This window comes from Knoellia sp. B-D-2 (assembly GCF_057714695.1).
In genome coordinates this window covers 3,221,002-3,241,072 of the sequence record NZ_CM173189.1, presented here as the reverse complement: position 1 = coordinate 3,241,072, position 20,071 = coordinate 3,221,002, and the positions used below count along the sequence as shown (strand labels likewise).

The 20,071-nt window shown below is 71.6% G+C and carries 17 protein-coding genes and 1 tRNA gene; 2 read left to right on the top strand and 16 right to left on the bottom strand.

Going from position 1 to position 20,071, the window contains the following annotated elements; translation table 11 throughout:
* Positions 1 to 4: 4 nt before the first annotated feature.
* Positions 5 to 568 (bottom strand): N-acetyltransferase family protein, encoded by a 564-nt coding sequence (locus AC3EU2_RS15365; protein ID WP_488177154.1) that lies wholly within the window; start codon positions 566 to 568, stop codon positions 5 to 7.
* A 183-nt stretch (positions 569 to 751) separates the two neighbouring features.
* Between AC3EU2_RS15365 and AC3EU2_RS15360 the strand changes: the two genes are divergently transcribed.
* Positions 752 to 1,510: a DUF554 domain-containing protein gene (locus AC3EU2_RS15360; protein ID WP_488179499.1), complete on the top strand. Its 759-nt coding sequence runs from the start codon at positions 752 to 754 to the stop codon at positions 1,508 to 1,510.
* A 51-nt stretch (positions 1,511 to 1,561) separates the two neighbouring features.
* Here AC3EU2_RS15360 and AC3EU2_RS15355 read toward each other — a convergent pair whose 3' ends face one another.
* Together AC3EU2_RS15355 and AC3EU2_RS15350 are read right to left on the bottom strand one after the other, a co-directional pair.
* Complete coding sequence (locus tag AC3EU2_RS15355; RefSeq protein WP_488177153.1) at positions 1,562 to 2,164, bottom strand: ANTAR domain-containing response regulator; 603 nt, start codon at positions 2,162 to 2,164, stop codon at positions 1,562 to 1,564.
* 29 nt (positions 2,165 to 2,193) lie between these two features.
* Positions 2,194 to 2,279: transfer RNA gene (locus AC3EU2_RS15350), tRNA-Leu, on the bottom strand.
* Positions 2,280 to 2,462: 183 nt separating this feature from the next.
* Here AC3EU2_RS15350 and glgX point away from each other — a divergent pair.
* Positions 2,463 to 4,586: a glycogen debranching protein GlgX gene (gene glgX / locus AC3EU2_RS15345; RefSeq protein ID WP_488177152.1), complete on the top strand. Its 2,124-nt coding sequence runs from the start codon at positions 2,463 to 2,465 to the stop codon at positions 4,584 to 4,586.
* Positions 4,587 to 4,628: 42 nt separating this feature from the next.
* On the opposite strand, the gene pyk is transcribed toward glgX, so the two are convergent.
* The 13 genes from pyk to hisI form a co-directional block, all read right to left on the bottom strand.
* Positions 4,629 to 6,086 (bottom strand): pyruvate kinase, encoded by a 1,458-nt coding sequence (pyk, locus tag AC3EU2_RS15340; protein WP_488177151.1) that lies wholly within the window; start codon positions 6,084 to 6,086, stop codon positions 4,629 to 4,631.
* 42 nt (positions 6,087 to 6,128) lie between these two features.
* Positions 6,129 to 7,589, bottom strand: a complete 1,461-nt coding sequence (locus AC3EU2_RS15335) for a glutamate synthase subunit beta (RefSeq protein WP_488177150.1) — start codon at positions 7,587 to 7,589, stop codon at positions 6,129 to 6,131.
* Complete coding sequence (gene gltB / locus AC3EU2_RS15330) at positions 7,582 to 12,126, bottom strand: glutamate synthase large subunit (protein WP_488177149.1); 4,545 nt, start codon at positions 12,124 to 12,126, stop codon at positions 7,582 to 7,584. The genes AC3EU2_RS15335 and gltB overlap by 8 nt, the downstream gene beginning before the upstream one ends.
* A 135-nt stretch (positions 12,127 to 12,261) precedes the next feature.
* Positions 12,262 to 13,113 carry a prolipoprotein diacylglyceryl transferase gene (lgt, locus tag AC3EU2_RS15325; RefSeq protein ID WP_488177148.1) on the bottom strand — a complete coding sequence of 284 codons (852 nt, stop codon included), beginning with the start codon at positions 13,111 to 13,113 and terminating at the stop codon, positions 12,262 to 12,264.
* The gene (locus AC3EU2_RS15320) at positions 13,110 to 13,880 is read right to left on the bottom strand and encodes a DsbA family protein (RefSeq protein ID WP_488177147.1); all 771 of its coding nucleotides are present in this window, start codon (positions 13,878 to 13,880) and stop codon (positions 13,110 to 13,112) included. The genes lgt and AC3EU2_RS15320 overlap by 4 nt, the downstream gene beginning before the upstream one ends.
* 31 nt (positions 13,881 to 13,911) lie before the next feature.
* Positions 13,912 to 14,385, bottom strand: a complete 474-nt coding sequence (locus AC3EU2_RS15315; protein WP_488177146.1) for a MauE/DoxX family redox-associated membrane protein — start codon at positions 14,383 to 14,385, stop codon at positions 13,912 to 13,914.
* Positions 14,382 to 15,194 carry a tryptophan synthase subunit alpha gene (gene trpA / locus AC3EU2_RS15310; RefSeq protein WP_488177145.1) on the bottom strand — a complete coding sequence of 271 codons (813 nt, stop codon included), beginning with the start codon at positions 15,192 to 15,194 and terminating at the stop codon, positions 14,382 to 14,384. The genes AC3EU2_RS15315 and trpA overlap by 4 nt, the downstream gene beginning before the upstream one ends.
* On the bottom strand, positions 15,191 to 16,450 hold the full coding sequence (gene trpB, locus AC3EU2_RS15305; RefSeq protein WP_488177144.1) for a tryptophan synthase subunit beta: 1,260 nt from the start codon (positions 16,448 to 16,450) through the stop codon (positions 15,191 to 15,193). Before trpB ends, trpA begins: the two co-directional genes overlap by 4 nt.
* Positions 16,447 to 17,262, bottom strand: a complete 816-nt coding sequence (gene trpC / locus AC3EU2_RS15300; RefSeq protein ID WP_488177143.1) for an indole-3-glycerol phosphate synthase TrpC — start codon at positions 17,260 to 17,262, stop codon at positions 16,447 to 16,449. The genes trpB and trpC overlap by 4 nt, the downstream gene beginning before the upstream one ends.
* An 8-nt stretch (positions 17,263 to 17,270) precedes the next feature.
* Complete coding sequence (locus AC3EU2_RS15295) at positions 17,271 to 17,504, bottom strand: HGxxPAAW family protein (protein ID WP_488177142.1); 234 nt, start codon at positions 17,502 to 17,504, stop codon at positions 17,271 to 17,273.
* A 42-nt stretch (positions 17,505 to 17,546) separates the two neighbouring features.
* Entirely contained in the window at positions 17,547 to 18,119 is a 573-nt protein-coding gene (locus AC3EU2_RS15290) for a Trp biosynthesis-associated membrane protein (RefSeq protein WP_488177141.1), read from the bottom strand.
* Entirely contained in the window at positions 18,116 to 19,690 is a 1,575-nt protein-coding gene (locus AC3EU2_RS15285; RefSeq protein ID WP_488177140.1) for an anthranilate synthase component I, read from the bottom strand. Before AC3EU2_RS15285 ends, AC3EU2_RS15290 begins: the two co-directional genes overlap by 4 nt.
* On the bottom strand, positions 19,687 to 20,058 hold the full coding sequence (hisI, locus tag AC3EU2_RS15280; protein WP_488177139.1) for a phosphoribosyl-AMP cyclohydrolase: 372 nt from the start codon (positions 20,056 to 20,058) through the stop codon (positions 19,687 to 19,689). The genes AC3EU2_RS15285 and hisI overlap by 4 nt, the downstream gene beginning before the upstream one ends.
* Positions 20,059 to 20,071 lie beyond the last annotated feature (13 nt).

Genomic DNA, 20,071 nt, shown 5'->3' with positions numbered 1-20,071 from the left:
ACGGTCAGCTGGCGCGCGAGGCGAGCGTGCGCAGCGACCGGCGACGCCGGATCAGCTGGTCCACCGCCGAGTGCGCGCCCCCCTGCGGCGCCAGGCGACGACGCAGCTGGGTGGTGCCGACGACCCGGCGCACGAGCACGGACGAGAACCCCAGCCGGGCGAAGAAGCGGTGGGCCTCACGGCTCTGCGTCGGCACGTTGCTGACGATGACGTCGGAGCCGGCGCGCTCCGCGAGGCCGACGACGGCGCAGAGGAGCGAGCGCGCCACCCCGTGCCGGCGGGCCGAGGGGTCGACGTAGAGCTGCTCGACGGCGACCTCGGGCTCCGGGCTCAGGCCGAACGGGTTCTCGGACGTGACGACGTAGCCGACGGCGCGTCCGTCGAGCCGGGCGACGTGAGCGTGCACATCCGGGCGGGACAGGGCGAGCTCGAGCCGGCCCTCACTGGCGAACCGGGCCGCGGCCTCGGGCGTGACGCCCGAGTCCACGCGTGAAGCCAGCCACATCGCCGCGAGATCTCCGACGTCCTGCTGACCGACCGGGGTCACCTCGACCACACTGCGGACCACGGAATCTCCTGTCTCGATCGCCCCTGGCTTGAACGATCAACCTTACGTCTCGGTAGCCTCCACCGGAAGCCGTTGAAAAAAGAATCGTCAACCAATCGTAGAGTCACGGTCGTGGACGCCTCCTTCCCCGGTCTCGGCACCGTCATCAACATCGCGACCGTCGTCGTCGGGGCGCTCCTCGGGATGGCGATCGGCCACCGCTTCCCCCACCGCACGCGCTCGGTCGTCACGGACTGCCTCGGCCTCACCACCCTGCTCATGGCCGGGCTGTCGGTCGTGAGCGTCACCGACCGCGCACTGTCCGACGCGACGGGCAGCGGCGCCCCGGTCCTCATCGTCCTCGGCTCGCTGCTCGTCGGCGGCATCACCGGTTCGCTGCTGCGCATCGGCGACCGTCTCGAGGCCCTCGCCGGCAACGTCGAGGCGTGGTTCGCCCGGCGCTCCCCCGCCCTCGCCGACACCGACGACGCCGCCGACGTCGCCGCGCCGCAGGACGGCGCCACCGCGCGGGCGACCGTGGGCACCACGGCACGCGAGAAGTTCATCGAGGGCTGGCTCGGTGCCTCCCTGCTCTTCTGCGTCGGGCCGCTGACGATCCTCGGCTCGCTCTCCGACGGGCTCGGTCGGGGCATCGACCAGCTCCTGCTCAAGTCGGTGCTCGACGGCTTCGCCGCGCTGGCCTTCGCCTCGACCTTCGGCGTCGGGGTGCTGCTGTCCGCCGTCTCGGTCGCGGTCGTCCAGGGCACCCTGACGGTCGTCGGTGTACTGCTGGGCTCAGTGCTGCCCGAGGCGCACATCCTCGCCCTCACGGCCACCGGTGGCCTCCTGCTGGCCGGCATCGGCCTGCGGCTGCTCCGGATCAAGGACGTGCCGGTCGCCGACATGCTCCCGGCCCTCGTCGTGGCGCCCCTGCTCACCCAGCTCGTCATCACGCTGAGGTGAGCGGTCCCCGGATGCCGCGACACGGCATACGGGTTCAGGGCCGGAGGGCGGTCAGGCCTTCTCCATGCCCGCGACGACCGCGTCGGCGACCTCTTTCATCCCCATGCGACGGTCCATGGCCGTCTTCTGGATCCACCGGAACGCCTCGGACTCGGTGATCTTGAGCTTGGTCATGAGCACACCCTTGGCGCGGTCGACCGCCTTGCGCGTCTCGAGCCGCTCGCCGAGGTCGGCCACCTCGGACTCGAGCTCCTTGAGCTCGCCCCAGCGCGACAGGGCGATGTCGATGGCCGGCACGACGTCGGTCGCCGTGAACGGCTTGACGATGTAGGCCATGACGCCGGCGTCGCGCGCCCGCTCCACGAGCTCGGTCTGGCTGAAGGCCGTGAGCATGACGACGGGGCAGATCCGCTCCTTGCCGATCTGCTCGGCCGCGGAGATGCCGTCGAGGACGGGCATCTTGACGTCCATGACGACGAGGTCGGGACGCAGCTCGATCGCGAGCTGCACCGCCTGCTCCCCGTTGCTGGCCTGGGCGACGACGTCGTACCCGGCCTCCCCCAGCATCTCGGCGAGATCGAGCCGGATGATCGCCTCGTCCTCGGCGACGAGGATCCGCTTGGCGGTCGAGGTCCCGGCTGTCGTCTCAGTCACGGGTTCAGCCTAGGGGACGGAGGATGACGTGGTGCCGAGGGCGGGACTTGAACCCGCACGCCCTTGCGGGCAGAGCATTTTGAGTGCTCCGTGTCTGCCATTCCACCACCCCGGCGAGGGCGCTGACCTGCATGGACGGACGAACATCCACGACCTTCCGAGTCGTGCGACGTGGCCCCTGCGGTCCGGAAGCAGGATACCCGCAGCCTGCACCAGGCACCGACCGGGGCGGGTCGGTCGCGCCAGCGCGTGACGTTCGGCCCTGTCGTCCCGGCCGGGCCGGTGCGAGCCTGAGCGCATGCACCGCCGTGTGTGGCCCGGACGGCACTTCCCCCTCGGGGCGACGCCCGATGCTGAAGGCACCAACTTTGCCCTGGCCTCACAGGTCGCGCAGAAGGTCGTCCTGTGTCTGTTCGACGAGGCGGGCCACGAGGACCAGGTGACGCTGCGGGAGTACGACAGCGGCGTCTGGCACGGCTACCTGCCGGGAGTCGGTGTCGGGCAGCGGTACGGGTATCGGGTGCACGGCGCCTACGACCCCAGCCGTGGGCTGCGGTGCAACGCCGCGAAGCTGCTCCTGGACCCCTACGCCCGGGCCTTCGACGGCACGGTCCGCTGGGGCCCCGAGGTCTTCGACTACGACTGGAACGCACCGGACACGATCTCCGCCATGGACTCCGCGGCCCTCGTGCCGAAGTCCCTCGTCGTGGACCCGACCTTCGACTGGGCCGGTGACGTGGTTCCTCGAACGAGCTACGCGGACTCCGTCATCTACGAGGTGCACGTGAAGGGGTTCACGGCCACCCACCCGGGTGTGCCCCCGGAACTGCGCGGCACCTACGCCGGCATGGCCCATCCCGCCGCCGTGGAGCACCTGACGTCGCTCGGGGTGACGGCCGTGGAGCTGCTGCCCGTCCATGAGTTCATCACCGCCAGCGCCCAGGCGCATTCCGGGCTGTCCAACTACTGGGGCTACAACACGATCGGCTTCTTCGCCCCGCACGAGGAGTACTCGGCGGCATCCCAGGCGGGGTGGGTCGGTGGCCAGGTGCGGGAGTTCCAACAGATGGTGGCGGCCCTGCACGCCGCGGGGATCGAGGTGATCCTCGACGTGGTCTACAACCACACGGCCGAGGGTGACCAGCTCGGGCCGACCCTGTGCTTCCGCGGGATCGACAACCATGCCTACTACCGGGTGGATCCGGTCGACCCGTCGCGGTACCTCGACACGACAGGCACGGGCAACTCCTACAACGTCGATGACCACACCTGCCTGCGGCTGATCATGGACTCACTGCGGTACTGGGTGACCGAGATGCACGTCGATGGGTTCCGGTTCGATCTGGCCACGGCACTGGCGCGCGAGGACGGCGGGTTCGAACGCCTCTCGTCCTTCTTCGCCCTCATCGACCAGGACCCCGTGATCAGCCGGGTGAAACTCATTGCCGAACCGTGGGACGTCGGGCAGTGGGACAGCTACAGCGTGGGGGCGTTCCCGGACACCTGGTCCGAGTGGAACGGTCGCTATCGCGACACGATCCGGGGGTTCTGGGCTGGACGTCCCGGGACGCTCCCGGAGCTGGCCACCAGGGTCGCCGGGTCGTCCGACATCTACGGACCGACCCGGCGGCGCCCGCACGCCTCGATCAACTACGTGACCTGTCACGACGGCTTCACTCTTCACGACCTCGTCTCCTTCGCCTCCAAGCACAACGACGCCAACGGAGAGGGGAACCGCGACGGGACGAACGACAACATCTCGTGGAACCACGGTGTCGAGGGGCCCACCGAGGACCCGGTGGTGACGTCCGCCAGAAACCGGGACGTGCGCGCAATGCTCATGACGCTGTTCCTGTCCCGCGGGGTCCCGATGCTGCTCGGCGGCGACGAGCTCGGTCGGACGCAGCGGGGGAACAACAACGCCTACTGCCAGGACAACGAGATCTCCTGGTTCGACTGGCAGCACGTGGATGAGGACTTGCTGGCCTTCGTCCGGCGCGTGGTCGCGATGCGCCGGGAGCACCCCGTGCTGCGCCGGCGCCGGTATCTGGCCGACCCCGGGTACTCCGTGTGGTTCGCACCGGACGGCCAGGCGATGACTCCAGCGATGTGGCAGGACCCGGCGCGGCACAGCGTGGCGGTCTTCGTGGACGGGTCCGTGGCCCCCGACCACGACCGCTGGGGGGAGCCCCTGCTCGACCGGGACCTGCTCGTCCTGGTCAACGGGGAGGCGGATCCCGTGGATTTCCGTATCCCCGACACGTCACCAGCCGGTGGTCCGTCGCGCCTGTGGCGCCTGGAGCTGGACACCTCGCTCCCAGGGTCCGCGCCCGCGTCCACGCCGCTCGCGAGAGCCGGTGCGACCGTGCTGGCCCCGGGCCGCAGCCTGCTCGTGCACTGGTCGACGGGCGAAGAGGGCTGAGCCGTTGGCGGAGCCTCTCCTCCAACGCAGGACGCGATTGGGTCAGGCGTCGTTCTCGACTTCGGCGTAGGCCGGTGCAACCTTGTTCTTCGCGTCGCCGATGCGGTGCACGCGCAGGGCGTTCGTCGACCCGGGGATCCCGGGGGGAGAGCCGGCGACGATGACGACGACGTCGCCCTCCTCGGCCCGGCCGCACGCGAGGAGCTCGTCGTCGACCTGGATCGCGTAGTCGTCGGTGTGCCGCGGCTCGGCGGTGAGGAAGGTCTCGACACCCCACGTCAGGGCCAGCTGGGACCGGGTCCACTGGAAGGGCGTGAAGGCGAGCATGGGGATGCGCGGCCGGACCCGCGCCAGCCGCCGGGAGGAGTCGCCGCCGACGGTGAAGGTGATGAGGAACTTGCACCCCAGCAGCTCGCCGATCTCGGCGGCGGCCGCGGTCACCGCGCCGCCCTTGGTGCGGGGCTTGTTCTCGAGCGGGAGGATCCGGCCGAGACCGTGCTCCTCGGTGTTCTCGATGATCCGGGCCATGGTGCGCACGGCCTCGATCGGGTGCGCCCCGACGCTCGTCTCACCGGAGAGCATGAGCGCGTCCGCGCCGTCGAGGACGGCGTTGGCCGCGTCCGACGCCTCGGCGCGCGTCGGACGGCTGTTGGTGATCATCGACTCGAGGACCTGGGTCGCGACGATGACCGGCTTGGCCTGGCGCCGGCCGAGCTCGCAGGCCCGCTTCTGCACGAGCGGCACCGTCTCGAGCGGCATCTCGACGCCGAGGTCGCCGCGGGCGACCATGAGCCCGTCGAAGGCCCGGACGATCTCGTCGAGGTTGTCGACGGCCTGGGGCTTCTCGATCTTGGCGATGACGGGGATGCGGTACCCCTTCTCGTCCATGATCTTGTGCACGGGAACGATGTCGGCGGCGCTGCGCACGAACGAGAGCGCGATCATGTCGACCTTCATGTCGAGCGCCCAGCGGAGGTCGTCCTCGTCCTTCTCGGACAGGGCAGGAACGCTCATCGCGGCCCCGGGCACGTTGATGCCCTTGTTGTTGCTCAGCACGCCGCCCTCGACGACCTCGCAGAGGATGTCGGTGCCGTCGGACTCGAGCACGGTGAGCGCCAGCTTGCCGTCGTCGATGAGGATCGTGTCGCCGGTCGAGACGTCGGACGGCAGGCCGGCGTACGTCGTGCCGACGGCGTCGACGGTGCCCTCGATGTCGCGGTTGGTGATGGTGAACCGGGCCCCGTTGTCGAGCATGACCGAGCCGTCGCGGAAGCGCCCGGTGCGGATCTTGGGGCCCTGGAGGTCCGCGAGGATGCCGACGGCATGGCCGGTCTCGTCGCTGGCCCGCCGCACGTCCATGTAGACGCGCGCGTGGTCGACGAGATCTCCGTGGGAGAGGTTGAACCGGGCCACGTCCATGCCCGCGTCGACCAGCTCGCGGAGCTGCTCGGGGCTGGAGGTGGCGGGGCCGAGGGTGCAGACGATCTTGGCGCGACGCATGCCTGAAGCCTAACGATGCAAACGGTTACGCGGTGACCCGGGTCACACCGTGAGAGGACGGTCGGTCGGGTTGACCGGCCGCGGCAGCCGTGAGGGCTTGCCCGAGAGCCACGCGTCGACGTGGTGCGCCGCGGCGCGTCCCTCGGCGATGGCCCAGACGATGAGGGACTGGCCGCGACCGGCGTCGCCGGCCACGAAGATCCCGGGGACTGTCGACATGTAGTCGGAGCCTCGGCGCACGTTGGACCGCTCGTCGAGCTCGACGCCGAGCTGGGCGACGAGCGAGTCCGACTGCGGCCCGAGGAAGCCCATGGCGAGGAGCACGAGCTGGGTCGGGAGGACCCGCTCGGTCCCCCTGACCGGCTCGAAACCGTTCTCGCCGCGCTGCACCTCGTGCAGGCGCAGGCCGCTCACGTGCCCGTTCTCGTCGGACAGGATCTCCTGGGTGCTCACGGCGTACAGCCGCTCGCCGCCCTCCTCGTGCGCGGACGCGACGCGGAAGAGCATCGGGTAGGTCGGCCACGGCTGGCCCTCGACCCGGTCCTCCCCCGGCTGAGGCATGATCTCGAGGCTCGTGACCGACCTCGCTCCCTGGCGGTGCGAGGTGCCGATGCAGTCGGCGCCGGTGTCGCCGCCACCGATGACGATGACGTCCCTGCCCTCGGCGCTCACCTGGCCCTCGACGCTCTCACCGAGCGCCACGCGGTTGGCGGGCGGCAGGAAGTCCATCGCCTGGAGGACGCCCTCGACCCGGCGGCCGGGGACGTCGAGGTCGCGGGGCACGGTGGCGCCCATGGCGATGACGACCGCGTCGTAGCGGGCGCGCAGCTGGTCCCAGGTGACGTCGTTGCCGACGTCGACCGAGCTCCGGAAGCGCGTCCCCTCGGCCTGCATCTGCTGGAGGCGGCGGTCGAGGACGGACTTCTCCATCTTGAACTCGGGGATGCCGTAGCGCAGCAGCCCACCGGGTCGGTCGGCCCGCTCGTAGACGGCGACCGTGTGACCCGCGCGGGTCAGCTGCTGGGCGGCGGCGAGGCCGGCCGGGCCGGAGCCGACGACCGCGACGGTCTTGCCGGAGAGGCGCTCCGGCGGGCGGGGGGCGACCCCACCGTCGGCGAAGGCCTTCTCGATGGTCGTGACCTCGACCTGCTTGATCGTCACCGCGGGCTGGTTGATCCCGAGGACGCAGGCGGTCTCGCACGGAGCCGGGCAGAGGCGGCCGGTGAACTCCGGGAAGTTGTTCGTGGCGTGCAGCCGCTCGATCGCCGAGCGCCAGTCACCCTTCCAGGCGAGGTCGTTCCACTCCGGGATGAGGTTGCCGAGCGGACAGCCGCTGTGGCAGAACGGGATGCCGCAGTCCATGCAGCGGCCTGCTTGGCGCTGCAGCTGCCCGAGCTCCTGCTCCTCGTAGACCTCGCGCCAGTCCCTGATCCGGACCGGCACGGGCCGACGGGCGGGAAGCTCGCGCTCGCGCGTCTTGAGAAAGCCTTGGGGGTCAGCCACGGGAAGCCTCCATGATCCGGTCCCAGACCTCGGTGCCCTCGAGGTCGAGACCCTCGGCCTCGGCGGCGGCACGCACGTCGAGGACTCGCTGGTAGTCGCGGGGAAGGATGAGCGAGAAGCGCCCGCGGGCCGACTCCCAGCTCTCGAGCAGCCGTGCGGCGACGGGGGACCCCGTGTGCTGACGGTGGCGCTCGAGCAGGCCGCGGACGACGTCGACGTCGCTCGCCCGGAGCGCCGAGACGTCGACGAGCTCACGGTTGACGCGGGACTCGTCGAGGTCGAGGACGTAGGCCACTCCCCCGGACATGCCGGCCGCCACGTTGCGCCCGGTCGACCCGAGGATGACGACGATGCCACCGGTCATGTACTCGAGGCCGTGGTCGCCCACGCCCTCGACGACCGCGGTGATGCCGGAGTTGCGCACGCAGAAGCGCTCGCCGACCCGGCCGCGCAGGAAGATCTCGCCCGAGGTCGCGCCGTAGCCGATGACGTTGCCGGCGATGACGTTGTCCTCGGCGGTGAGCGGGGACGCCGGGTCGGGCGCGACGACGATGCGCCCACCGGACAGGCCCTTGCCGACGTAGTCGTTGGCGTCGCCGACGAGACGCAGCGTCACGCCCCGGGGGACGAAGGCGCCGAAGCTCTGCCCCGCTGAGCCGCGCAGCGTGAGGTCGATGGTGCCGTCGGGCAGCCCGCTCGCGTGGACGCGGGTGACCTCGTGGCCGAGCATGGTGCCGACGGTGCGGTTGACGTTGCGGACGGCGAACTCGCCGGTGACCCGGACGCCGTCGTCGATGGCCTCGCGGGCGAGCGCGATGAGCTCGTGGTCCAGGGCCTTCTCGAGGCCGTGGTCCTGGCTGATCGTGTGCCGCTTCGCGGAGCCGTCGGGGCTGTCCACCTCGGCGAGGATCGGCGCGAGGTCGAGCCCCGACGCCTTCCAGTGCGCGACGGCCTTCCCGACGTCGAGGGCGCCGATCTGGCCGATGGCCTCCTCGACGGTCCGGAACCCGAGCGAGGCGAGGTGCTCGCGCACCTCCTCGGCGATGTACTCGAAGAAGGTCTCGACGAACTCCGGCTGCCCGGTGTAGCGGGCGCGCAGCTCCGGGTTCTGGGTGGCGATGCCGACCGGACACGTGTCGAGGTGGCAGACCCGCATGAGGATGCAGCCGCTCACGACGAGCGGGGCGGTGGCGAAGCCGAACTCCTCGGCGCCGAGCAGCGCCGCGATGACGACGTCGCGGCCGGTCTTGATCTGGCCGTCCACCTGCACGACGATCCGGTCGCGCAGCCCGTTGAGGACGAGCGTCTGCTGCGTCTCGGCGAGGCCGAGCTCCCACGGGCCACCCGCGTGCTTGAGCGAGGTGAGCGGGGAGGCGCCCGTGCCGCCGTCGTGGCCGGAGATGAGCACGACGTCGGCGTGCGCCTTGGAGACACCGGCTGCGACCGTGCCCACGCCGATCTCGGACACGAGCTTGACGTGGATCCGCGCCTGGGGGTTCGCGTTCTTGAGGTCGTGGATGAGCTGGGCCAGGTCCTCGATCGAGTAGATGTCGTGGTGCGGGGGCGGGCTGATCAGGCCGACGCCCGGGGTGCTGTGGCGGGTCCGGGCGATCCAGGGGTAGACCTTGGGGCCGGGCAGCTGGCCGCCCTCGCCGGGCTTGGCACCCTGCGCCATCTTGATCTGGATGTCGTCGGCGTTCGTGAGGTAGACCGACGTGACGCCGAAGCGACCCGACGCGACCTGCTTGATGGCCGACCGGCGCTCGGGGTCGAGGAGCCGCTCGAGGTCCTCGCCGCCCTCGCCGGTGTTGGAGCGTCCGCCGAGGCGGTTCATCGCCACCGCGAGGGTCTCGTGCGCCTCCTTGCTGATCGAGCCGTAGCTCATCGCCCCGGTGTTGAAGCGCTTGACGATCTCGCTCACCGGCTCCACCTCGTCAATCGAGATGGGCTCGCGGCCGGCCGAGCCGCCGAGCTCGAACAGCCCACGCAGCGTCATGAGCCGCTCGGACTGGTCGTCGATGCGGGCGGTGTACTGCTTGAAGATGTCGTAGCGCCGCTCCCGCGTCGCGTGCTGGAGCCGGAAGACGGTGTCCGGGTCGAAGAGGTGCGGCTCGCCCTCGCGGCGCCACTGGTACTCGCCACCGACGCGCAGCTTGCGGTGCGAGAGGATCACGCCGTCCCGCGGGTAGGCCGAGTCGTGGCGGGCCGCGGTCTCCGCGGCGACGACGTCGAGCCCGATCCCCCCGAGCTGGGAGACGGTGCCGGTGAAGTACTCGTCGACGAGCTCCTGGGACAGGCCGAGCGCCTCGAACACCTGGGCGCCGCGGTAGGACGCGACGGTGGAGATGCCCATCTTGGACATCACCTTGAGGATGCCCTTGCCGAGCGCCTTGATGAGGTTCCTCACCGCCTGCTCCGCCGTGACGCCGGTGATGGCGCCGGTGCGCACCATGTCCTCGACGGTCTCCATGGCGAGGTAGGGGTTGATGGCCGCGGCGCCGTAGCCGACGAGCAGCGCGACGTGGTGCACCTCGCGGACGTCACCGGCCTCGACGAGCAGGCCGACCAGGTTGCGGGTCTTCTCGCGGATGAGGTGGTGGTGCACCGTCGACGTGAGGAGCAGCGACGGGATCGGGGCGTAGTCGCGGTCGGAGTCGCGGTCGGAGAGGACGACGAACCGGGCACCGCGGGCGATGGCCTCGCTCACCTCGGCGCAGATCTCCGCGAGCCGGGCGCGCAGGGCGGCCTCGCCGTCCTGGACGACGTAGGTGCCCCGCACGACGTGGGTGGCGTAGCCCGGCAGGTCGCCGTCCGCGTTGATGTGGACGATCTTGGCCAGCGCGTCGTTGTCGATGACCGGGAAGGGCAGGATGACCTGGCGAGCGTGGGCCGGGGTCGCCTCGAGCATGTTGGCCTCGGGACCGATGACCGTGCCGAGCGAGGTGACGAGCTCCTCGCGGATGGCGTCCAGCGGCGGGTTCGTCACCTGCGCGAAGAGCTGGGTGAAGTAGTCGAAGAGCAGGCGCGGCTTGTCGGAGAGCACCGCCACCGGCGAGTCGGTCCCCATGGAGCCGAGGGCCTCGCCACCGGTGCGGGCCATCGGCGCGAGAAGGATCTTGAGCTCCTCCTCGGTGTAGCCGAAGGTGCGCTGGCGACGGGCCACGGACGCGGCGGTGTGGATGATGTGCTCGCGGTCGGGCAGGTCGTCGAGGCTGAGCATCCCGGCGTGGAGCCACTCGGCATAGGGGTGCTCGGCGGCCAGCTCCGACTTGACCTCGTCGTCGCTGATGATGCGCCCCGCGGCGGTGTCGATGAGGAACATCCGGCCCGGCTGCAGCCGGCCGCGCTTGACGACCTTGTCGGCCGGGAGGTCGAGGACGCCGGCCTCGGAGGCGAGCACGACGAGCCCGTCGTCGGTGACCCAGTAGCGGCCCGGGCGCAGGCCGTTGCGGTCGAGGACGGCGCCGATGAGCGTGCCGTCGGTGAACGCCACGCAGGCGGGTCCGTCCCACGGCTCCATGAAGGTCGAGTGGAACTCGTAGAACGCGCGCCGGGCGGGGTCCATCTCGGCGTGGTTCTCCCACGCCTCCGGGATCATCATGAGCACGGCGTGCGGGAGCGAGCGGCCACCGAGGTGGATCAGCTCGAGGACCTCGTCGAAGCTCGCCGAGTCCGACGCGTCCGGCGAGCACGTCGGGAAGAGGCGGTCGAGGTCGCCGCCGATGACGTCGGAGACGAGCTGGCTCTCGCGGGCCCGCATCCAGTTGCGGTTGCCCTTGACGGTGTTGATCTCGCCGTTGTGGGCCATGAGCCGGTACGGGTGGGCCAGCGGCCAGCTCGGGAAGGTGTTGGTCGAGAAGCGCGAGTGCACGAGCGCGAGCTCGGTGGCGAAGCGCTCGTCGGACAGGTCCGGGAAGAAGGGTTCGAGCTGACCGGTGGTGAGCATGCCCTTGTAGACCATCGTGCGCGCCGACAGGGAGGGGAAGTAGACCTCGACCTGTCGCTCGGCGCGCTTGCGCAGGCAGAACGCGAGCCGGTCGAGCTCGATGTCGCGCACGTCCCGCCCGGGAGCCGCGACGAACACCTGACGGAAGAACGGCATGCAGGCCCGGGCCATGGCCCCGACGAGCTCGGGGGTGACGGGGACGTCGCGCCAGGCGAGGACCTCGAGCCCCTCCTCCGCGGCGATCTGCTCGATGGTGTCCTCGACGTCGGCCCGCGCGGACTCGTCCGTGGGCAGGTAGACCATGCCCGCGGCATACGACCCCGCCGGGGGGAGCTCCACGTCGAGCACCGCTCGGAAGAAGGCGTCCGGGACCTGGGTGAGGATGCCCGCGCCGTCACCGACGAGCGGGTCGGCGCCGGTGGCACCGCGGTGGTCGAGGTTGCGGAGCGCGGTGAGCGCGTGGTCGACGATGTCGTGGCCGGCCGTCCCGCGCATCGTCGCGACCATGGCGACGCCACAGGCGTCGTGCTCGTGGTCGCGGCGGTAGAGGCCGGTGTCGGCCGGGTGGGCGGAGAATCGCGTCGGGGACACGTCAGGTCACCGTCCTCGGGGAGGGTCAGGGCCGGCAGGGAATCCGGGCACAGGAGGGGCATCGGGCGCGGACGTCGATGGCCACGTGAGAGGGATGCTAACCCACAACCGTCTTGCACTGCGAGCGGGCCAATCTCACATCGTGGACGGTTGGGGGGTGCTCCGCCGGGCCCTCCGGCCGGTGTGGACGACGATCGCCACACCGATGAGGAAGACGATGATGCTCGTCCACACGTTGAGCCGCTGGCCGAGGATGAGCTCGGCCTCGTCGGTGCGCATCCGCTCGATGATGACCCGCCCGATCGGGTAGCCGGCGATGTAGAGACCGAAGAGCTGCCCGCGGGCGAGGTCGCGTCTGCGGTCGATGAGCAGGAGGGCGCCGGCCAGGAGGAACACCCAGATGAACTCGTAGAGGAACGTCGGGTGGAAGGTCCCGAGGACGACCGGGTCGCCGCTCGCGTCGGTCACCGCGCGGCCTGCGCCGTTGTCCCAGCGGTGGATGACCAGGCCCCACGGGAGGTCGGTCGGGCCGCCATAGAGCTCGTTGTTGAACCAGTTGCCCCAGCGCCCGATGCCCTGGGCGATCGCGACGCCGGGGGCCGCCGCGTCGGCAAAGTCGAGGAAGCCGACGCCGGCCTTGCGGCAGCCGTACCAGGCGCCGAGCGCTCCCAGGGCGATCGCGCCCCAGATGCCGAGCCCGCCCTCCCACACCTTGAGCGCGTCGACCGGGTTGCCGTCCTCGCCCCAGTACGGGTCGGGCGTCGTGATGACGTGGTAGAGCCGGCCACCGATGATGCCGGCGACGACGGCGTATGCCGCGACGTCGAGCACCTGCCCCGGCTCACCTCCGCGCGTGCGGAGCCGGCGGTCGGTCAGCCAGATGGCGACGACGATGCCCAGGAGGATGCACAGGGCGTAGCCGCGGATCGGCAGCGGGCCGAGGTGGAGGACGCCTGCGGTGGGGCTGGGGATGTCGGCGGGAATCACTTCGTGGCTGCTTCGACCGCGGCCACGAGGCCGGCCGAGTCACGGACCGCGTTGAGGTCGAGGGTGGTGCCGTCGAGCTTGATGGTCGGGGTGGCGTTCACCCCGGCCTTGCTCGACGACTCCTCGGTCGACTCGACGTACGTCGCGTAGGTCCGCTCGTCCACGCAGGTGCCCCACGCGGCCTTGGCCTCCCCCGTGATTCCGGCCTCCTCGGCGAAGCGCTCGGTCTGCGCCGCGGTCCAGCCCTGCCCCTCCTGAGCCGGCATGTTGGCGTAGACGGCGTCGTGGAACGCCTGGAACTTCCCGGCGTCGGCGGCGCACATCGCGGCGTTGCCCATGACGAGCGAGTGGGTCGTCCGGAGGTTCGCGTCGAGGAAGGTCTTGAGGTGGTAGACGAGCCTGACCTTGCCGTCGTCGGCGAGGCCCTTGACGGTCGGGCCCATCGCCCGCTCGAAGTCGGCGCAGGCCGGGCACTGGAAGTCCTCGTAGATCTCGAGGGTCGGAGCCCCGGCGACGAGCCGGACGTCCTTGTTGGCCACGAAGCCCTGCCCCATGGCGCCTGCGTTCGCCGGGACCGCCGTGCTCGTCCCCACCCGCTTCTGCTTGTTCGACTCGGTGAGGACCACGCCCGCCACGACCGCGACGATCGCGAGCACGGCGACGACGGCGCCCACGACGATCCTGTTGGCGCCACCGCCGCTCTTCCTGCGGGCCGCGTCGATCTTGGCCTGTCGGGCGCTCGTGGCCGCCGTGGGCTTCTTCGCCATGCTCGTCGTGCTCCTTGGGTGGGGCGGTCGGTCAGGTGGTGGCCGGGCGGAACATCGCCCGGTCGAGGGAGAGGTGCGCGTCGGGACGCCAGGACAGCCACAGGCCGCAGGCAAGCAGGCCGACGTCCTCGATGATGCGCTGCAGGTAGTTCGTCTCGGCTGCGCTGACCGTGCCGCCGCCGCCGAAGCAGCCGCAGTCGATGGTCAGTCCGCGCGCCCAGGCCTGGGCGATGCCGACGATGAAGGCGACGACGAGCAGCGACGTGATGACGGCCGCGACCCGGGTGAAGAGGCCGAGCACGAGCAGCAGCCCGAGGATGATCTCGACCATGGGGAGCGCGTAGCCCACCCAGGCCGCGAGGTCGTGCGGCAGGAGCTGGTAGGCCTGCGTGGCCTTGGCCATCGCCTCGGGCGTCGTGACCTTGAGAGCGCCGGCGACGAGGAACACCCCGCCCAGGACCAGCCGGGCGAACAGCCCCAGGCCGTCCGCGACACCCGTGCTCACCGTGCTCCTTCCCGCACTCCCCTGGCCAGGTCCGTGCTCAGCTCACGCAACGCGTCGAGGCGTGCCCCGAGTTCCCCGTCGCCACTGAGGGTGCGCACGAAGGCCGTGCCGACGATGACGCCGTCGGCGTACTGGGCGAGCTCGGCGGCCTGGTCACCGTTCGAGACGCCGAGCCCGACGCAGACGGGGAGGTCGGTCACCGCCCGGGTGCGCTCGACGAGGTCCCTGGCCGCGGATCCGACGGTGGTGCGCTCGCCCGTGACCCCCATGGTGGACGCCGCGTAGACGAAGCCGCGGGTGGCCTCGGTGACGCGCGCGAGCCGCTCCGGCGTCGAGCTGGGCGCGACGAGGAAGACCCGGTCGAGGCCCTCGCGCTCGCTCGCGGCGATCCACTCGGCCGCCTCGTCGGGGATGAGGTCGGGAGTGATGAGGCCCGCGCCGCCCGCGGCGGCGAGCTCGGCGGCATACCGGTCGACCCCACGGCGGAGGATGAGGTTCCAGTAGCTCATGACGAGCGCGGGGGCGCCCGCGTCACGGATGGCGCGGGTCGCGCGGAAGCCGTCGACGACGTGCGCACCGCCGGCGAGGGCCGCCTCGACGGCGTGCTGGATGACGGGGCCGTCCATGAGCGGGTCGGAGTACGGCAGGCCGACCTCGACGATGTCGACGCCCGACTCGACGAGGGCGACCATGGCGCGGATGGAGCCCTCGACGTCGGGGAACCCGACCGGGAGGTAGCCGATGAGGGCCGCGCGTCCCTCGGCGCGGCATCGGGCGAGGACGTCGGAGACGCCGAGGTCGACGCTCACAGCTGGGTCCGCCCGTCGCCGGCGGCCCCCGGGTCGTCGGACTCACCCGACGGCACCACCTCGCTCGTTGCCTCCGGGCCATCGTCGACGAGGCCAAACCACTCAGCAGCCGTGTGCATGTCCTTGTCGCCGCGCCCGGAGAGGTTGACGAGGATCGTGGCCTCGGGGCCGAGCTCGCGACCGAGCACCATCGCCCCGGCCAGGGCGTGCGCCGACTCGATGGCCGGGATGATCCCCTCGGTGCGGCAGAGCAGGGCGAAGGCCTCCATGGCCTCGGTGTCGGTGGCGTAGACGTACTCGGCACGGCCGCTGTCACGCAGGTGCGAGTGCTCCGGTCCCACGCTGGGGTAGTCCAGCCCGGCGGACACCGAGTGCGACTCGACGGTCTGGCCGTCCTCGTCCTGCATGAGGTAGCTCATCGCGCCGTGCAGGACACCGGGGACGGCGGTCGCGAAACGGGCCGCGTGCCGGCCGTCGAGCCCCTCGCCACCGGCCTCGACGCCGACGAGGCGAACCCCCTCGTCCTCGATGAAGCGGTGGAAGATCCCCATGGCGTTGCTGCCCCCGCCGACGCAGGCGACGACGGCGTCGGGGAGCCGTCCGGTCAGCTCGAGCACCTGCTCGCGCGCCTCGACGCCGATGATCCGGTGGAAGTCGCGCACCATCTCGGGGAACGGGTGCGGGCCGGTGACGGTGCCGATGAGGTAGTGGGTGTGCTCGACGTTGGTGACCCAGTCGCGCAGGGCCTCGTTGATGGCGTCCTTGAGGGTGGCGCTGCCGTGCTCGACGGGGACGACCTCGGCGCCGAGCATGCGCATCCGGGCGACGTTGAGCGCCTGGCGCTCGGTGTCGACCTTGCCCATGTAGACACGGCACTCGAGCCCCATGAGGGCGGCCGCGGTCGCGGTGGCGACGCCGTGCTGGCCGGCCCCGGTCTCGGCGATGACCCGGGTCTTGCCCATGCGCTTGGTGAGCAGCGCCTGGGCGATGACGTTGTTGATCTTGTGCGAGCCCGTGTGGTTGAGGTCCTCGCGCTTGAGGATGACCCGGGCGTCGCCGGCGTGGGCGGCGAAGCGGGGCACCTCGGTGATGATGCTCGGCCGGCCGGTGTAGGTGCGGTGGAGGTGCTCCAGCTCCGCGAGGAAGTCCGGGTCCTGCATCGCCGAGAGCCGGGCCTCGTCGAGCTGCTCGAGGGCGGGGATGAGCGCCTCGGGGACGTAGCGCCCGCCGAACTGGCCGAACCGACCGGCGCTCACGAGGGGCCGAACGTCGCGGTGGAGCCGGTGGAGCCGGCGCGGACGATGTCACGCACGACGGCGGCGGGGTCGCTGCCGCGCACGAGCGCCTCGCCGACGAGGACGGCGTCGGCGCCCTGGGCGGCATACGCGGCGGCGTCGTCCGCGCCGGCGACGCCGGACTCGGCCACCGTCACCACCCCGGACGGGATGAGCGGCGCGAGCCGCGAGAACGTGTCGGGGTGGACCTCGAGGGTCTTGAGGTTGCGGGCGTTGACGCCGATGACGGTGGCGCCGGCGTCGACGGCGCGCTGGGTCTCGCCCTCGTCGTGGACCTCGACGAGCGCCGTCATGCCGAGCTCACGGGCGAGGGCGTGCAGGCGCACCAGCTCGACGTCGCTGAGGGAGGCGACGATGAGGAGGATGAGGTCGGCGCCGTGGGCCCGCGCCTCCCAGAGCTGGTAGTCGGTCACCATGAAGTCCTTGCGCAGGACGGGCACGGAGACGGCGGCGCGGACGGCGTCGAGGTCGTCGAGGCTGCCGTGGAAGCGGCGCTGCTCGGTGAGCACGCTGATCGCCGTGGCCCCGGCGTCGGCGTAGGTGCGGGCGAGGGCCGCCGGGTCGGTGATGTCGGCGAGCGCCCCCTTGCTGGGGCTGGCCCGCTTCACCTCGGCGATGAGCGAGAGGCCGTCGGCGCGCAGCCGCTGCTCCGCGTCGAGGGGGGCGGGCAGGTCGTCGACGCGGCGGGCGAGGTCGGACAGGCTGACCTGCTCGACGCGCACCGCGAGGTCCTCACGGACCCCGGCGACGATGGAGTCGAGCACCGTGGTCATGGCGCGGCTCAGGAGATGTTGGTGTCGCTGCGCGAGATGGCGCCGTCGACGCCGTACCCCGCGAGGGCCAGCACCTTGCCGGCGACGAGACCCACGACGGCCAGGACCACGCCGCCGATGAACAGCGGGACGCTCGGGACCACCACGGCCAGCGACATCACGGCGGAGGCGACGAGGAGGACCCCGACCATCACCCAGGCGGCAACGCTGTTGCCGTGTCCGTCGTCGTCGTGCTCAGCCATGGGGGTGCCTCCCGGGAACGATGTGGTTGCGGCGCCATTGTGTCAGGTCTGCGCGGCCGGACCCACATCGGTGGGGTCCTCCCCGGCGCTCAGCTGGTCCCAGTCGCTCTGCGGTGGGCGCCCGGGCGCGTCGTAGCGGGGCGAGAGGCCACGAGCGGCCCGCCGGGCCGTCGCGAGGCCGACCAGCGCCAGCGCGGCGAGGGCGAACCCGAGGATCGCGACCCACGGCCACCCGCTCACGTGCGAGCTCGTCTCGAGCGACCCGGTGCGCCCGGCGGCCTGCGCTGCGATGGGCCCGAGGACGGAGTCCGGGTCGAGCAGCACCCTGGCCACGCTGGCGATCCCGGCGACGGCCGCGAGGGTGGTGAGGACGAGGGCCGCCACCCGCGCGCGTGGGCCGGCCGCCGCCGACGCGACGGCACCGGCGACCACGACGAGGGCGAGGGCGACCACTCCCGCGGCGGCCTCGGCCCCCGTGGCCGACACCGACGACTGGCCGAGGACGGCGTCGTCGACGGACCCGGTGAGCCAGGTGCGGGAGGCGGTCACGACGACGACGAGGGCGCCGAGCACGACGAGCAGGACGAGGACGCCGCGGCGACGGAGCACGCTCACGTCGCCGCCCTCAGGGCGGAGGCGGTCGCCACGGCCCGCAGCACCGCGGTCGCCTTGGCGACGCACTCGTCGTGCTCGTTGCGCGGCACGGAGTCGGCGACGATCCCGGCGCCCGCCTGCACGTGGGCGGTGCCGCCGTCGATGAGGGCGGTGCGGATGGCGATCGCCATGTCGAGGTCGCCGTGGAAGTCGAGGTAGCCGACGACGCCGCCGTAGACGCCGCGGCGCGACGGCTCGTAGCCCTCGATGAGCGAGAGGGCCCGCGGCTTGGGCGCCCCGGACAGCGTGCCGGCGGGGAACGTGGACACGAGGACGTCGTAGGCGCGGACACCGTCGCGGATCTCCCCGACGACCGTCGACTCGAGGTGCATGACGTGGCTGTAGCGGCGGACGTCCATGAACTCGACGACGTCGACGGTCCCGGGCCGGCACACCCGGCCGAGGTCGTTGCGACCGAGGTCGACGAGCATGACGTGCTCGGAGCGCTCCTTCGGGTCGGCGAGGAGGTCCTCGGCCAGCCGGACGTCGTCCTCGGGGGACTTCCCGCGCGGCCGCGACCCGGCGATGGGGTGGGTGATGGCCTGGCTGCCCGTCACCTTGACGAGCGCCTCCGGGGAGCTGCCGACGACGTCGTATGCCGTCCCGTCCGGTCGCGTGAACCTGAAGAGGTACATGTACGGGCTGGGGTTGCCCGCCCGCAGCGCCCGGTAGACGTCGAGCGCGTCGGCCGGGCACGGCATCGAGAAGCGCTGCGACAGCACGACCTGGAACACCTCGCCGGCGCGGATGTCCTCCTTGGCGCTCTCGACCATGGCCTCGTAGTCGTCGCGGCTGAGGTTGGCGGTGACGGTGCGGAGCGCGTCGTCCACGACGTCGGCGTCGACGACCGCAACGGTGCTCTCGGCGGGGGCGGCCAGGTCGCGGGTCATGGTGTCGAGGCGGGCGACGGCGTCGGACCAGGCCTGCTCGACCCGGTCGTCGGTGGCGTCGTAGTTGAGCGCGTTGGCGATGAGCAGCACGGAGCCGTCGGAGTGGTCGAGGACGGCGAGGTCGGTGGCGAGCATCATCGCGACCTCGGGGAGGTGGAGGACGTCGGGGGTGGTCGAGGGGACCTTCTCCCAGCGGCGCACGGCGTCGTACGAGATCATCCCGACCATGCCGCCGGTGAGGGGCGGCAGACCCGGGATCGGGTCGGTCGCGAGCGCGGCGACGGTGTCGCGCAGCGCCTCGGTGGCCAGCCCGCCGGTGGGCACGCCGACGGGGGGCTGGCCGATCCAGTGCACCTCGCCGTCCTCCTCGGTGAGGGTGGCGCGGCTCGCGGCGCCGATGATCGAGTAGCGCGACCAGACCCCTCCGTGCTCGGCCGACTCGAGGAGGAAGGTCCCGGGCCGGTTGCGGGCGAGCTTGCGGTAGAGCCCGACCGGGGTCTCGGCGTCGGCCATGAGCCGTCGGACGACGGGGACGACCCGGCGGTCCTCGGCGAGCACCGAGAAGAGGTCCAGCGAGGGCCACGTGGCACCGAAGGCGAGGTCGGGCGAGGGCTGGGGCTGGGGCTCCGGCTGGGCGCTCACGCGGGCACGTCCCCCACGACGACGTCGAGGACACCGGCGTCGAAACAGGTGCGGTCGCCCGTGTGGCAGGCCGCACCGACCTGGTGGACCTGCACGAGCAACGCGTCACCGTCGCAGTCGACGGCCACCGACCGCACGTACTGCGCGTGGCCGGAGGTGTCGCCCTTGCGCCAGTACTCCTGGCGGCTGCGGGACCAGAAGGTCACCCGGCCCTCGGTCAGCGTCCGACGGACCGCCTCGGCGTCCATCCAGCCGAGCATGAGGACCTCGTGGCTGTCGTGCTGCTGGACGACAGCGGCGACGAGGCCGGCGTCGTCGAAACGGAGTCGGCGGGAGACGGTGGGGTCGAGGTCGGGCACGGACGCCATTGTGCCGCGCGGC